13 protein-coding genes are annotated in these 15,222 nt (G+C 40.4%); 6 read left to right on the top strand and 7 right to left on the bottom strand.

Annotated features, from left to right (window positions below):
• Nucleotides 1–2 precede the first annotated feature (2 nt).
• A complete protein-coding gene (locus ABMY35_RS07395) occupies nucleotides 3–299 on the bottom strand; it encodes a helix-hairpin-helix domain-containing protein (RefSeq protein ID WP_349285619.1) in 297 nt (98 codons plus the stop codon).
• A gap of 217 nt (nucleotides 300–516) precedes the next feature.
• On the opposite strand from ABMY35_RS07395, the gene ABMY35_RS07390 reads away from it, so the two are divergent.
• Entirely contained in the window at nucleotides 517–834 is a 318-nt protein-coding gene (locus ABMY35_RS07390) for a YebG family protein (protein WP_138484059.1), read from the top strand.
• A 90-nt stretch (nucleotides 835–924) separates the two neighbouring features.
• Here ABMY35_RS07390 and ABMY35_RS07385 read toward each other — a convergent pair whose 3' ends face one another.
• Nucleotides 925–3,804: a pitrilysin family protein gene (locus tag ABMY35_RS07385; RefSeq protein WP_349285618.1), complete on the bottom strand. Its 2,880-nt coding sequence runs from the start codon at nucleotides 3,802–3,804 to the stop codon at nucleotides 925–927.
• Nucleotides 3,805–4,257: 453 nt separating this feature from the next.
• Between ABMY35_RS07385 and ABMY35_RS07380 the strand changes: the two genes are divergently transcribed.
• The gene (locus tag ABMY35_RS07380) at nucleotides 4,258–5,214 is read left to right on the top strand and encodes a hypothetical protein (protein ID WP_349285617.1); all 957 of its coding nucleotides are present in this window, start codon (nucleotides 4,258–4,260) and stop codon (nucleotides 5,212–5,214) included.
• 230 nt (nucleotides 5,215–5,444) lie between these two features.
• On the opposite strand, the gene ABMY35_RS07375 is transcribed toward ABMY35_RS07380, so the two are convergent.
• On the bottom strand, nucleotides 5,445–5,579 hold the full coding sequence (locus ABMY35_RS07375; protein WP_349285616.1) for a hypothetical protein: 135 nt from the start codon (nucleotides 5,577–5,579) through the stop codon (nucleotides 5,445–5,447).
• Between the two features lie 3 nt (nucleotides 5,580–5,582).
• On the opposite strand from ABMY35_RS07375, the gene ABMY35_RS07370 reads away from it, so the two are divergent.
• Together ABMY35_RS07370 and ABMY35_RS07365 are read left to right on the top strand one after the other, a co-directional pair.
• Nucleotides 5,583–5,897: a hypothetical protein gene (locus tag ABMY35_RS07370; RefSeq protein WP_349285615.1), complete on the top strand. Its 315-nt coding sequence runs from the start codon at nucleotides 5,583–5,585 to the stop codon at nucleotides 5,895–5,897.
• Nucleotides 5,894–7,513: a PepSY-associated TM helix domain-containing protein gene (locus ABMY35_RS07365; RefSeq protein ID WP_349285614.1), complete on the top strand. Its 1,620-nt coding sequence runs from the start codon at nucleotides 5,894–5,896 to the stop codon at nucleotides 7,511–7,513. Before ABMY35_RS07370 ends, ABMY35_RS07365 begins: the two co-directional genes overlap by 4 nt.
• 161 nt (nucleotides 7,514–7,674) lie before the next feature.
• On the opposite strand, the gene ABMY35_RS07360 is transcribed toward ABMY35_RS07365, so the two are convergent.
• Nucleotides 7,675–8,517 (bottom strand): HDOD domain-containing protein, encoded by an 843-nt coding sequence (locus ABMY35_RS07360; protein WP_349285613.1) that lies wholly within the window; start codon nucleotides 8,515–8,517, stop codon nucleotides 7,675–7,677.
• Between the two features lie 559 nt (nucleotides 8,518–9,076).
• Between ABMY35_RS07360 and ABMY35_RS07355 the strand changes: the two genes are divergently transcribed.
• Entirely contained in the window at nucleotides 9,077–11,500 is a 2,424-nt protein-coding gene (locus tag ABMY35_RS07355) for a prolyl oligopeptidase family serine peptidase (protein WP_349285612.1), read from the top strand.
• A gap of 53 nt (nucleotides 11,501–11,553) precedes the next feature.
• Here the strand turns inward: ABMY35_RS07355 and ABMY35_RS07350 are convergent, their stop codons facing one another.
• Both ABMY35_RS07350 and ABMY35_RS07345 read right to left on the bottom strand, forming a co-directional pair.
• The gene (locus ABMY35_RS07350) at nucleotides 11,554–11,961 is read right to left on the bottom strand and encodes a hypothetical protein (protein WP_349285611.1); all 408 of its coding nucleotides are present in this window, start codon (nucleotides 11,959–11,961) and stop codon (nucleotides 11,554–11,556) included.
• A gap of 30 nt (nucleotides 11,962–11,991) precedes the next feature.
• Nucleotides 11,992–12,381, bottom strand: coding sequence for an HIT domain-containing protein (locus ABMY35_RS07345; RefSeq protein WP_349285610.1), 390 nt, complete (start codon nucleotides 12,379–12,381; stop codon nucleotides 11,992–11,994).
• 129 nt (nucleotides 12,382–12,510) lie between these two features.
• Between ABMY35_RS07345 and ABMY35_RS07340 the strand changes: the two genes are divergently transcribed.
• On the top strand, nucleotides 12,511–14,712 hold the full coding sequence (locus ABMY35_RS07340; protein WP_349285745.1) for a DPP IV N-terminal domain-containing protein: 2,202 nt from the start codon (nucleotides 12,511–12,513) through the stop codon (nucleotides 14,710–14,712).
• A 23-nt stretch (nucleotides 14,713–14,735) separates the two neighbouring features.
• Here the strand turns inward: ABMY35_RS07340 and ABMY35_RS07335 are convergent, their stop codons facing one another.
• The gene (locus ABMY35_RS07335) at nucleotides 14,736–15,122 is read right to left on the bottom strand and encodes a GtrA family protein (protein WP_349285609.1); all 387 of its coding nucleotides are present in this window, start codon (nucleotides 15,120–15,122) and stop codon (nucleotides 14,736–14,738) included.
• Between the last annotated feature and the right edge of the window lie 100 nt (nucleotides 15,123–15,222).

Here is a 15,222-nt window from a genome sequence, read left to right as displayed (position 1 = left end):
GCTTAAAACTTTACCTTCCCTTCTAACTTAGCGACGATGCTTTTACCAACCCCTTTAACAGCCATTAAGGAGTTAAGGTCGTCAAAAGGTCCATTTTGCTCGCGGAAACTAACAATGGCCCTCGCCTTGCCTTTTCCGATCCCTGGCAATTTTACAAGCTCTTCGAGAGAAGCTTCATTAATATTAATTGTCTGATGAATTTCAGATTGAATTTCTTGTGACGCTTGTTGCTGTGCAGATTCTGCTAATACAGATGGTGCAACAAACAAACTAGTGGCTAAAAGTAATGCTTTGATCATATTTCCCTCCTGGAAAATCCTTGAAATTTAATAAATGACGGGTAAAACTCCTTACCCAAATTACTCATACGAGTAATGTTAAATAAAGATGACAATGACATGAAAGTCAAACTTAATACCTATCAACATAACTAAAGTCTTAATATTGACCTAATAGCTTGCAAAATAGGCCTTAAAAGATTACTGTATAAAAAAACAGTGCAAATGGGAGTGTATCATGGCTGTTGTTGTTAAGTATGTGGTAGAAAGAAATGGAGTCGAGCGCATGACCTTTACCAGCAAAAAAGAGGCTGATGCTTACGACAAAATGCTTGATGTTGCTGAGTCTTTAGAAGAGATGCTAGGTAAAGTGGATGTGCCGCTGAGTGAGCAACAAGTTGAGTCATTGGCATTAGAAATGGCGAAGCAAAAAGATGACTTTATTAATGTACTTAAAGGTTCAAAACCAAGTACACCTGCGAAAAAGTCAAAGAAAGATGCTGATGTGAATGATAGCGATGCTGATGAGAATGTCACACCTATCAAACAAGCCTAACAGTACTTATTTCAAATAACAAAAAAGCCGCTCAATGAGCGGCTTTTTTGTCGCTGTCACAATATAAGTTGCGACAGAGAAAGTATTTAATTACTCAAATACTTTCTCTACATCCAACACTTCAATGTTTTTCGCAGGAATATTCAGCTTATAGCTTTCAATTTGCTTATCTTCATTGATAAGTGCTGCAGGCTTATCTGAGTTATATTTCAGTGGTGAAACCGTTTCTTTTGCAAGACGTTTTTGCATGTCTTTGCCGTCACCTGTGATGAATACATACTGCACATCATCAGTTTGCAGGTTTTCACGAATAACACGGTTCACATCTTCCACTGTCAGTGAAGCAAGTTGTTTACGAACGTACTCAACAAAACTTTCTGTGTTGTAGAATTCGCTATCAAGTGCATAACCTAGCTGACGATCTTGGCTTGCCACCAGTTGAGGTACAAAATTGCTCAAGAAGTTACGTGTTGCATTAAAGTCAGCTTCAGTCATGCCATCTTTAATTAGCTTGTCTAATTCAAACAAAGCAACGCGCGTTGCGAAATGCGCATCATTGTTTGAACGCAGTGGACGTAACCACACTTGGAAAATTTGCTCTGAACGACCTAGGTTCGCATCTGGCTTAGTTTGGAACATACCGCGTGGGAAGTACTCAATGTACGCATAATCACCATAGTTCATACCACGTACCTGACGAATGCGTTGATATAAGAAGCTGTTTGAGCTTCTGTGCTCACCAAAGTAAGAGCGAACTAGCCAAAGTGCAGTCCAATCTTTAGAGCTACGGATTGTGTCGATTGGGAAACCAAATGATACTGCTGTAGATTTCGCATTTTTCTCAACAATCGTCGCATGACGTCCCGCTAGTTTAGGCGCATCAGGAATGCTTAAACGCGCTTCATCACCTTTTGGTAGGCTAGCTAAATCATTCAGCATCTGTGTTTTCACGTCATTGTCTAAATCACCCGTAATACCCACGTTTAACTTAGCTTGGGTGAATTGTGATGCATAGAATGCTTTCACGTCATCTAGGGTTAACGCTTCAAGATCTGACAAATCACCTAAGTTATAACTTTCATAAGGGTGACCTTCGTATAGCTTATGATAAAGCACTTCTTTACCCAACTCTTCGTCATTTGAAGATTTCAAGCCCGCTTTAATGCCATCAATTAGCTCTTTCTTAAGACGTTTAAAGTCATCTTCTCTAAAACCTGGGTTTAACAATTGCTCACTAACAAGTGCATACCACTGCTCAGCGTTATCTTTGTGTACGCGGCCACGTAAAGAAATCATTTCTTTATCTAACTGATAGCCAAAGCTACCTGCAATTGGATAAAGAGCTTTTTGAATTTCTTTGTAGCTCTTAGTTTGTGAGCCACCACGTGCGACCATAGCAGCTGTTAATGCCGCAACACCCTTTTTGCCTGCCGGATCAGCCGCTGCACCAGTGTAAAATAATAAGTTCACATCAACCAATGGTGAACTATTGGTTTTATCTAGTACCTTGAAGTGACGCTCAACAGGCTGGCTCGCTTGTTTAGCAAGCGCTGATACAGACACTTCTTTATCGAAACCAGAAACAGTCTCAAGTGCAGACATGGTCACTGTCGTACGGCCATTATCGACGAAGTATTTGTTTGCAATGTCACGAATGTCTTCAGCTGTAATGGCATCTGCAGACGCATATAACTGGTTGATCACTTCTGGGTCACGCTCAAAGTGCATATAGCTTGCAAGTGTTGACGCAATGGCTTGTGATGAATCTAGTCCATTGATGAAGCTGTATTTAAGGTTTGACTTCAATGCTGCTAACTTATCTGCATCCACCAGCTCAGTGCGTGCTTTAGCATATGTTTTTGCAATTGCATCACGTACTGCGGCTAAATCTTCTTCTTTTTCAACTTTAACAAAGACATGTAATAAACCTGGGTCTTTTGTCTCTGCATTATAAGTAAACATTTGGCTAGCAAGCTGTTTGTCTACTACGAGCTCTTGATATAACTCTGAATTCGAAGAGAAATAAAGCTGTGAGATCAGATCAAGTGCTGCGCGATCTTTTTTCGTCGGCTGCCAAGCAGTGCCTTTGTATGATACCAGTAACCAGTGACCCGGCATGCCTTCGAACTGTTCATGCACATATTTAGGCGCTTGTTGTTTTGGCTCTACCGGAATATCCGCTTGGTAGTCACCTTTTTTCCAATTGCCCCAGTGCTTCTTAACCATATTCATGGTTTCTTGCGGGTCAACATCGCCCACAATCACAAGTGAAACATACTCTGGCTTATAAAAGCGTTCAAAGAAAGTCTGGCCATACGCCATTTGATCAGGCATGGCTTCAATATCTTCGAAAAAGCCCATTGTGGTGTGCTTATAAGTGTGCTTTTCAAATGCCTCTTTGCGCACTGCAGCAAGTAGTTTACGGATTGGGCTTGCATTATTTTTTAAATACTCGCCTTTAACCGTCAGTGCTTCAGTACGAAACTGCTCTTCTGAGTACTTTAGGTTTTGGAAAATGTCCGCTTTGATTTCAAGTACTTTGTCTAAATGTTCTTTAGAGAAATTTAAGTGGTAGTTTGTGTAGTCGTTTGTCGTGTAAGCGCGGTTGTCTACCCCTGAGTTTTTCAGAATATCTGCATACACATCTTGTGGGAATTTTTCAGAGCCTTTAAACATCATGTGTTCAAAGAAGTGTGCGAAACCAGTTTTGCCTGCTTCGATTTCATTTCTAGAGCCTACAGATACCGGAATTTGTAGCGATACAACATCAGGATAATCCGTTTTAACAACCATCACACGAAGACCATTTTCTAGTTCTTCTAACACATAGTCTTGTGCAAATACTTTGTTCTCAACAGACGCTGATGCAACAGTGGCATTCGCTGTATTGCTTGTCTGTGCATTATTACTCATACAACCTGACAGTGCTAAAGTCACTGCAAGGCTAGTTGCCAAAAGTTTAAATTTCATGTGATTTCCAAATTCAGTTTTTATTTTTCATACCATTCCTCTTAATTAAGCGATCTATTTTGAGGCAAGGAAAACTTATCGATAACAGCGCTCACGCCGAGGTACCTACTTCTAGTAGGCAAGGCGGAAATTTGGCTATTTAGTTGTTCTAAATGAGAAATTCCCAACGAGGTTATCATCAGTTTTAGTCTCTCAAAATAATTGAGTATTATTGAGGATTGGTATCACATATGTTACCGCTTCAATTATGCAATAAATTACTGTGACTCGCTCATTTCAAAGCAATATTTATGTAAATAAATATATCTACGCTATTGAATTATCCCTTAAGCCTCAAAAACAACATGAGAGAAATTCATAGTGTTTGAATAAGTTTCATGAAAAAAAATCTATCTAGACGTCTAAATGGCTGCTATATTTACCTCATCAGCACAACCAATGGGAATGAGAACCATGGCTTTATCATTACAAGAGAAAATTTTGGACCCTAATCAAGGCGTATATTTAATTGGTACTACTCCGCCAAAGATGGGGACTGATGAAGCACAAGTCAAAACCATTGCACAAAAGCTACTTGGCCGTTTACATGAAATTGAATATGACGGTGTCGTTATTTACGACATTCAAGATGAAAGTAGCCGCACTCAAGTTCCGCGCCCTTTTCCGTTTAAGCACACTGTAGATCCATGTGAATACAGCCAACTCGTTAAAGAGCTGTCACAACTTGATGTCATCACCTATAAAAGTGTGGCACAACGTGAGGCGAGCGAATTTAATCAATGGCTTAACAATACTAAAACTAAGCATGGCTTAAACAATCTTGTATTAGTAGGTAGTCCATCTTCAAATGGCGAAGTTAAACTTAGCCTGCCTAAAGCATACGAAACGATTGCAGAGCACCAAGATGACTTTTTCTTAGGTGGTGTGACGATTGCTGAACGCCATGCGAATAAGCGAAACGAACACGAGCGTTTGTTAGAAAAAACAGCACAAGGGTGTGAATTCTTTATCTCTCAAGCTGTTTACAATGCACAGGCGACGATTGATTTAATCACGAGCTATGCTCGTAGTTGTCACCAACAAGGACTTGAGCCTAAACGTATTATTCTTACCTTTACCCCATGTGGCGGCGAGAAGACATTGCAGTTTATGGAATGGCTGGGTATTTCAGTGCCAGAAGCAACGAAATGGCGCATGCTAGACTCACAAAACCCGTTAAGCGAGTCAATCCGCATCTGTCGTGAAAATTTAGACCTGATCATTCAAAGCTGTGCACATCTAAATGTACCGCTTGGTTTGAATATTGAAAGCTTAACTAATCGTAAAGAAGAAATTGATGCATCGATAAATTTATATCGTTTATTAAAAGCAACGATGGAACTCAATCTTGCGGAAAAACAAATAGCCTAGATTAGACTAAGGAACAATTAAACAACATCAATTCTCAGTCGCATTATCATTGATAGTGCGACTTGTCTGTGTATAATCTGTCCCTATTTTAACAATCAAGTTTACATGGAGTGAGTAGTGCTATTCGTTTTTTTAACGTTTATAGCCGCTGGAGTATCTTTCATCTATGCGTCTAATCGACACCAATTGGCTTTAAACACCCCTATATCTAAAAAATTTAAACAGCTCGGTTATTTGCTGTTAATTTCCTCAGCAGTGATCAGTCCATTTATCTTCAATGGTGCAGCAAGCGTTTTTATTTGGCTCATGCTAATTATGCTTTTGCTGATCATCATCCCCATCTCTAGTTTTTTGATTAGGAGCATTCGATGAGCCAGGCACATCAAAAAATTCAACCTCAATGGTGGGGCAAAACAGCGGTAGGTGTTTTTCTTGGATTAGCGTTGAGTTATGGCATTGTGGCGTTAATTGTATGGTTTGGGCCAGACAGTATTAACACTAACCTAAGCGACCAACGCCTACTCTGGAAAACCCAATTTAATATGTGGATTGTTACGCCAATCTGGATGTTGATTGTCAGCTTTATTTATATGTTCAAAACAACCAAACAAGCATTTATCTACTTGTTGTCAGCAAACTTAATCATCTGCACAATATTTTTTGGCTTAAGGAGCTTGCTATGAAAATAAGGGCCGACATTGTTCGAACATACCAAACGCTTCACACGTGGACGGGGATCACAACCGGGCTGTTATTATTTATAGGCTTCTTTGCGGGTGCATTAGTGATGTTCACTGACACCATAGATCAATGGAGCACACCGCCTAGTAAGCAGTTTTCTCAAGTGAGAGATGGGCAGCATCAAGTCCTATTAAACCATGTACTTGCGAACGAAGAAAAAGCCATTAATGCCGTTACCCTTCACTATTCTGACAATCACTCTCCCATCACTTGGTATGAAGAAGGTAATGGCCGAGGAGTTAATGTAAATGAACAAGTTTGGCATGCTGGCTTCAATGAGCACGGCGAGATAAATAAAGAACTCAGTCAGGTCAATCACCTGTCGGGCTTACTCGATTACTTACATCAAACGGGCGGTATTTTTGGTGAAATAGGTCACCACTTATTTGGTGGTTATATTCTTGGCATAGCCTCATTTTTGTATTTTATTGCTTTAATTTCAGGGTTAATCTTTTTGTTACCTACTTTGGTAAAAAGCTTCTTTGCACTGAGAAAAGATAAGTCGGCAAGCCGGTTTTGGCTCGATAGTCATAATTTAATAGGCGTGAGCAGCTTACCTTTTCATATCGTGATTGCTTTTACCGTGTTCGTCTTTGCATTCCATGACTTTTTGTATGGTGGGCTGTTTGGTGTCTATGGAGATAAAAAGCTATTTCCAGAGCAGCAAAAGTCAGAGTATCAATACAATGTTAAAGAGCTTCCAAGCCTAGATGACATCAAGGCCAAGATACAAGCTTATGCCCCGGGCTATCAAATTGAGCGCATTACATTATCTCGTTTAAATACCACTAGCCCTAGCGCTTCAGTGAATATCACTCATCCAAGAGAAATGATGCGTGGTCCTACGACTGATTTCATTTTTATGCACCCTTATACACTCGAAATCAATGCCAGTAGTATAAAAGGTGGCGATCAAGGTATTTGGGTAAGTATTGTCTCTTCCTTGTTTGCTCTGCACTTCGGCAGTTATGGCGGCACACTTGGCCAATGGGCTTATTTTGTCATGGGCTTACTCGGCGCACTGTTGTTTTATACTGGAAATCTACTGTGGATTGAAAAACGCAGAAAACAAAAACAAGCGACGCAATCTAAATCAAGCCTAGTTCTGGCTAAACTAACGGTCGGTATCGCACTCGGTTGTATTTGCGCTATCTCACTGGCATTTGCTGCCACAAAATGGCTAAGCTTGACGTCATTAAATGTGAATATTGCTTATTTGTGGCTGTACTACCTGACTTTCTTTGTCGTTGTCATAGCCGCTTTTATCAAGGGTCCTTCTGTTACTGCCATTTATACACTCAAAGCCAGCGCTATATTGTGTCTAATTGTGCCACTTAACTCTTTGATTGCACTTTTACTACCTAACCTTGGGCTTTGGCATGCGGATAGTTTTGCTGAAATCATGTTAGAGGTGATGGCCCTCCCCTTTGCTTGGTTCTTCTATGTATGCGCAAATAAAGTTGCCAGAAGAGCATACAAGGGTGATAAAAATAGTGTTTGGTATGTATCAGAAAAAGCAGCAAACACAACGAACGAAGAATTAGTCATTCATAGCTAAAAGCTAAGCGTTTAATCATCGTCAGAAAAACAAAAAGCCATTCAAAATTGAATGGCTTTTTAATTTTTAGGGCGTGTTTATCTTTAAGGTATGAATTTTGTTCAAATCAAAGGCTTTCAATACGCGAAATGAGTTACGAAGCAAAGGTCAACACGCCCTAGTTATTCGGCGAACATACTCTTCACATCTTCAAGTGTTGATAGATATTCATCACTGGTGAACATTTCTAAAGAGCGAATGACACTTTTATCTTCGTACATTTTTAAAGACGTAGCCTTGTCTGACACCTGTAAGATACCTTCAGCAATAGCGCCGACACGAATAAAGTCGACATAACAGACATGATCTGGCTTATAGTTCGGGTTCGACCAACTTTCAGCGACTTCTACGAACTCATCGGTAAAGCCCCACTCACGCATAATGGCACCACCAATCTTACCTGCGAGCTTTTGAATGGCGTGTGCTAAGAAGCTTGGGTTTGCAAATACCTCAGGATGGCGTTCTGCTTCGGTTAATATGGGTAAAACACCAATATTGAAAACGAGAGACGCAAGCGTAATGGTATCTTTGTTTAGTGACGTATGTTTGTTAACACGAAGGTAAAAGTCCATACAGGTAATGGCTTGGCAGGCTACCTTTAATGTTTTCTGCCAGGCTTTGTCCATATAAGTTTTAATTAACTTGTTGTTAGAGACAAACAGCTGCTCCATCGCCATAGCGGTTGCTATATTTTTGATTTGTCTAAGACCAATTCGTGTCACAGCCTGGTTTAATGTATTTACTTTTACAGAGCGCCCCATAAACGCACTGTTTGCCACCTTTATCATGCGTGCCGCGAGTGCAGGATCTTGTGAAATCACATCAGCCATTTGCATCAGATTTACTTCTGGGTCATCTGCAGCTTGTCTCACTTTCACTGCAATTTCAGGTAAGGTTGGTAATACCAAAGTGTCGTTATTAATCCTATCTATTAAGATCGTCAATAATGCATTTTCTGTAGACATAAGCTAGAGTCCCTCGAGTAACGTGTGATACGCGCAAACGTACTGTCTTTTTATACCCTTATTATTTACTTAGCTGGGTATAAGGTTACAAATCTATATCAATAAATTGTTATGCTTTAAGGAAAATATAGTCACATAAAGGAGTCTTTAGCAACTTTTATCTCTCAACAACAAAAAATTTCACACATCAAGAAATAGAGCATAATCATGAAACTAAACCAAGTCTTTACAGTAACGCTATATGACTGACATTCAGAGCTTCTACTTTAGAAAACTGACCTCATACACTAATTGAAGACTCAGTAAAGTAATCCTCCATTTGTATCTTACACCCAAACCGTACCCATAAAACCCAAACACTAAAAGAAAGTTAGCCTACCCATTTATGTGGGATTAATGGTCATGCATATATCCCCAAAAAGCAAAGTCTTATATTTTCCCGTAGGACACAGCTTTCCAACCCAGTGTTTTAATTAACAATTCGTTACATTCAAGCGACCTGAAATTGATTATTTGTGATAGTGTATCAAACTTAAAGAATATTAATGGAGTTAAGACTTTGCGCCCTAAAATTTTACTACTTAGTGCTGCAATGATGATGGCAACCTCTGCCAGTATTGCAGCCAATAACGATGCATTGGTTTATCAAGAACCTTCACAAGAAATAAAAGAGCTCGTAGACGTAAAACTGGCCCCTTATACCTTAATCGATGATAAGCGCGAAAATATGTTGCTCATTTATCGTGATGGCTATAAGTCAATTGCCGACTTATCTATTAAAGAGATGCGTTTGGCTGGCTTACGTATAAACCCTGTCACTAATATTGGTAGTCGTGTTACTTACTTTAATGAAGTAAAAATCCAGCCTGTCGGTAAAAATAAAATTAAGACTGTGAGTGGTCTGCCTACTAATCCACGTTTAACTAATTTCAGTTGGTCACCTAACCAGAAATATATGGCGATGACACATACTACTGAAACAGGTGTTGAGCTGTGGGTTGTAGACATTAAGAAAGCCAAAGCACGCCGTTTAACCGATGCAACGTTAAACGCAAATATGGGTAACCCAATCGATTGGCTTCAGGATAGCTCAGGTTTCATCGTAAAAATGTTACCGGAGAATCGTAAACCGCTCATCAATACTGAACAAGCAGTACCTGTTGGACCAACCATCAGTGTTAGCGATGGTAAAAAAGCCCAAAACCGTACTTACCAAGATTTACTTAAAAACAAAAATGATGAATTTAATTTTGAACAACTTGCGAGTTCATCATTAAGAAAAGTGACGCTGAGAGGAAAAGTCACAGATTGGGCTGAGCCTGGCATGTATGGCAGTATTACATTCTCGCCAGACGGTAATTATGTCTTAGTTGCTGAATACGACAGACCTTTCTCATATTTAGTGCCTTATCGTCGCTTTCCAATGACCTCTACCGTCTATACTAAACGCGGCAAAATAGTCACTGATATCGAAAAAGTACCACTTATCGAAGACTTACCTAAAGGCTTTATGGCCACACGTGAAGGTAAGAGAAGTATCCAATGGCGTGATGACAAGCCAGCAACATTAACGTTTGTAGAGGCACTTGATGGTGGTGACCCTGCAAAAGAGGCTGCTTTCCGTGATAAAGTAAGTCAGTTGCCAGCACCATTCGATGGAAAACCAAGTTTATTAGTCAAAACACAGAATCGCTATGCGGATATTATTTGGGGTGATGACAATAACGCCATTGCCGTCGACTACTGGTGGAATACACGAAATACTAAAGAGTATTTATTTAACCCCTCTGATGCATCCCAAAAACCAATCACAATTGTAGATCGTAACTATCAAGACAGATATAGCGATCCTGGTAATATTGTAACTAAGCGAAACCAATACGGCCGAAGTGTTATGGATATTGATAATGCCCAAGTCTATTTATTAGGTGATGGTTTTAGTAAAGATGGCCAGTTCCCATTCTTAGATAAATTCGACCTAAAGTCGCAAAAGTCTGAGCGCCTATATCGCTCTGAGTATACTGACAGAATCGAAGATTTACGTGACTTTGATGTAGATACAAAACAGCTACTTGTGCGTATCGAATCAAGTAGCGATTACCCTAACTATTACTTTAGAAAGATGGGTCAAAATAAGCTGCAACAACTCACTGACTTTGAAAACCCGTTCAAAAGCATTCAAGACGTACAAAAAGAAGTTATAACCTACAAACGTGATGACGGCCTTGACCTAACTGGTACGCTTTATCTGCCAACTGATTATCAGGAAGGTAAGAAGTACCCTATGATCTTGTGGGCTTATCCTAGAGAGTACAAAGATAAGAGTAGCGCAGGCCAAAATACCCAAAACCCGAATGAGTTCACTTATCCGTTCTGGGGTTCTCCTATTTACTGGGTTAAAAAGGGCTATGTGGTGCTAGATGATGCTGCTTTCCCAATCGTAGGTGAAGGTGACGAAGAGCCAAACGATACCTTTAGAACTCAACTCGTTGCGAATGCCAAAGCTGCGATTGACGCGGTGGATAAACGAGGCCTCATTGACCGAAATCGAGTTGCAGTTGGTGGTCACAGCTATGGTGCCTTCATGGTAGCAAATTTATTGTCGCACTCAGACTTATTTGCAGCAGGTATTGCACGAAGCGGTGCTTATAACAGAACTCTTACGCCTTTCGGTTTCCAATCTGAAGAGCGTAGTTACTGGGAAGCACCAGAGGTGTATTACACTATGTCGCCATTTATGCATGCTGACAAAATGAAAACACCGCTACTCATTGTTCATGGTGACTCAGACAACAACAGTGGCACCTACCCAATGCAAAGTGAGCGTTATTTCAATGCACTTAAAGGCTTAGGTGCAACAGCTCGTCTGGTTATGCTGCCAAAAGAGTCACATGGTTATCGTGCCAAAGAAAGCATAATGCATCTGTTATGGGAGCAAGATCAATGGCTAGAGAAGTATGTTAAAAACAAACCAGCTAAATAACCTGAGCTAAGGTTAAAAAGCAAAGCTAAAAAGCCTCACAACCGTGAGGCTTTTTAATAATGTTTATCCTTAAAACGTTTATTAGCCAGATCCTTTCCTTGATCTGCTTTATCTGCGGTTGCCAAGCTATCAAAGTCTGTGACATCTACATCTTTTCGGTACTCTCTAAAAAAATTGATTATCTTTTCAGGAAAGAGAAAGTAACCACGGTAACGACACTTTTTTTCAATCAAAATAACAAAAGTACGGATTGATACATACGCCACCCAAACCTGTATTGGCGCAAAGAAAGCCGGCAGGAGTTTAATTAGCCAAATTGAAAAGCCTAAGCAGACTAAGCACTTCGCTTTTATTTTCCACTCACTGGGAAAACCATAAAACTCAAAATAGTCGAGTCGATTTAAATACCACTTGCCGATTTTAGTCCCGGTTTCATTTTGATATTTATACTCACGACTCATACTTTTACTTTCTATAGGTTTTATTAGAAGCTAGAACACCTTTTTAAGTTCAGCAATTTGCTCGTCGGTGTAAGGTTTAGCAGGATGAAGTCCCCACACAGGTTTTGGCCAAGCAACATCATTGGTAAAGCGAGCGATATGATGAACATGTAGCTGAGGGACCATATTACCTAGCGCTGCAACATTGAGCTTATCTGGGCTAAATACCGCTTGTAATGTGCGGCTTAGCTGTGCCGATTCTTGCCAAAACTGAGCTTGTAGTGCTTCATCTAAATCAATGATTTCACGGCAATCTTCAACACGTGGTACTAGAATAAACCAAGGGTACTGACTGTCGTTCATCAAGAGTACTTTGCACAGTGACCAATCAGCCAGTTCAATGCAATCTCGTTGTAATTCAGGCGCTAATTCAAATGCCATAATAAAGATCCTCTTTCAATTATATTGCTCACTTTATCCTAATACATTGCCAATGCCCATGCTTGCCGTTACCATCGCTCTACTTTTAATAACTAACAAGGTGATTTTGTGCGCATTACATTCAAATCAATGGCGCTAAGCTTACCGTTAATGGCCGCTGCAACTACAGCCGTTGCTCAACCATTAACCCTAGAGCGTATTTTTGATGATCCAGGTTTGGCTGGTAAAGCCCCTGTGCAACTTAAGTTCTCTCCTGACGGCAGTCGTGTTACTTACCTACAAGGTAAAGTGGATGACTACAACCGTTATGATTTATGGGAATACAACTTAAAAGACAACACAAATCGCCTATTAGTTGACTCTCAAGCACTTTTCTCTGGTCCTGAAACCTTATCTGACGAAGAAAAAGCCCGTCGTGAACGCCAGCGTATTTTTGGTCGTGGTATTTTAGAATACAAATGGTCAGCAGATGGTAAAGCGTTGCTTTTCCCACTTAATGGCGACTTGTACTACTACCAAATTGCATCGGGCAAAAGCCGAAAGCTAACTAACACTGAAGCATTTGAAACTGATGCGCGTTTCTCGCCAAAAGGTAACTTTGTTTCGTTCATTCGTGAGCAAAACCTATATGCCCTAGAGTTGAGCTCAGGTAAAGAAATTCAATTAAGCAAAGACGGTGGCGGCACCATTAAAAATGGTATGGCTGAGTTCGTAGCCCAAGAAGAAATGAGCCGTATGACGGGTTACTGGTGGTCTGGTGATGAGAGCAAGATTGCTTTCACCCGTATCGACGAAAGCCCAGTACAAGAAGCCATTCGTAACGAGATTTACGCTGATGAAGTAAAGCTCTTCAACCAACGTTACCCGTTCACGGGCACACCAAACGTAGAAATTGAACTGGGTGTGGTAAAGCTAAACGACCAAAAAGTAGATTGGATTGACCTTGGCGAAGACAAAGATATTTATATTGCCCGCGCTAAGTGGTTAAAAGACAATAAAACACTGTCATACCAATGGCAAAATCGCTCTCAGCAGAAACTTGAATTGCGTTTCTACGACAGCAAACGTAAAACACAAAAAGTGGCACTGACTGAGACCAGCGATACGTGGATTAATTTGCATTTTGACCTTCGCTTTTTAAAAGACAAAAAGCATTTTGTTTGGGCCTCAGAGCGCGATGGCTTTAAGCACCTTTACTTATATCGCACAGACGGCTCGCTTATTCGCCAAATCACAAAAGGTGATTGGATTGTTGAAAGCATCAAGGCAATCGATGAGAAAAAAGGCATTGTTTACTTCTCTGGTCGTAAAGATACGCCATTAGAAAGCCACCTTTACAGCGTACCGCTATTCAAAAAAGGTCATATCACGCGCATCACTCAACCTGGCAGTTTCCACCGTGTTGTTGTTGCAAAAGATGCTAAAACCTTTATCGATAAGAGCTCATCAGTAAACAAACCAAGTTCGGTTGCTTTACGTAAAGTAAACGGTGATTTCATTACTTGGTTAGAAGAAAACAAACTAGATGACAAGCACCCACTGACACCTTACCTAAGCAACTTAGTTGAGCCAGAGTACGGCACACTTAAAGCTGAAGACGGTCAGCTGATGCACTACCGTATCTTCAAACCTGCGAGCATGGAAAAAGGTAAGAAACACCCTGTTATGGTAAACGTTTACGGCGGTCCACACGCGCAACGTGTAACTAATAGCTGGCGTAGCAAAAACTTATATTTCCAATACATGGCACAGCAAGGTTATGTGATCTTCCAATTAGATAACCGTGGTTCTTACAATCGTGGTAAAAAGTTTGAAGATCCTATCTACAAGTACTTAGGTGAAGTTGAAGTACAAGATCAGATCCGCGGCGTTGAGTTCTTACGCACGCTAGATTATGTTGACGCAAACCGCATTGGTATCTATGGTCACAGTTACGGTGGTTACATGGCGCTTATGACCATGTTCAAAGCAGGCGACTACTTCCAAGCGGGTGTTTCTGGTGCACCAGTAACTGATTGGGCACTGTATGACACACACTACACTGAGCGTTATTTAGGTCACCCTGCGACAAATGCAAAAGGCTACGAAATGAGTGCGGTATTCCCGTATGCTGATGGCTTAAAAGGTCCACTGATGATCTATCACGGTATGGCCGATGACAATGTATTATTTACACACGCAACTAAGCTATTTAAGCAACTGCAAGACGATGCTAAGCCATTTGAGATGATGACTTACCCAGGCTCAAAGCACAGCTTACGTGGTAAAAAAGTACAAACACACTTACATCAGACGATCACAAACTTCTTCAATCGTCACTTCGATATGTAAAAGTAGTGCTAAGCCGTGACCTTTCAGGTTGCGGCTTTTTCATCTTTTTCAGAAAATACCCAAAACTTACTAAAAGTATAATTCCCAAGCATGGCTATTGCCGTACCCACCAAAAAAGCCAAAAAGAGTGGTGCAATCAAACTAAGGCAATAAAACACACTGATATTCACCATCCCAAATAAATGACTCACCGATAGATGCCGAATAAATTGTTTAAACCAATCTGAATCATAAGCTGCAAAAGTAAAAAAACGATTACCCAACCAAGTCACTATTGTGGCGCACCAAAAAGCACATACCCGTGCCAGCAAACCCTCTATATTCATAAAAACCAGAAGATAAAAAATCAAGAGATCGGTGACAAAACCGAGGACCCCCACTATGGCAAACTTAATAAACTGCTGACCCAAACATTTATCTCCAAAATGACAAACACCGTTAAAAACTACAAAAAGGCTGGTCTAAAAAATGTCTACAACTGAGCGACATTTTTTCGACATTCTCCTGTTT

Source organism: Pseudoalteromonas sp. BZB3 (assembly GCF_040104455.1).
Classification (GTDB): Bacteria; Pseudomonadota; Gammaproteobacteria; order Enterobacterales; family Alteromonadaceae; genus Pseudoalteromonas.
This window is presented reverse-complemented; position numbering and strand designations above follow the sequence as displayed.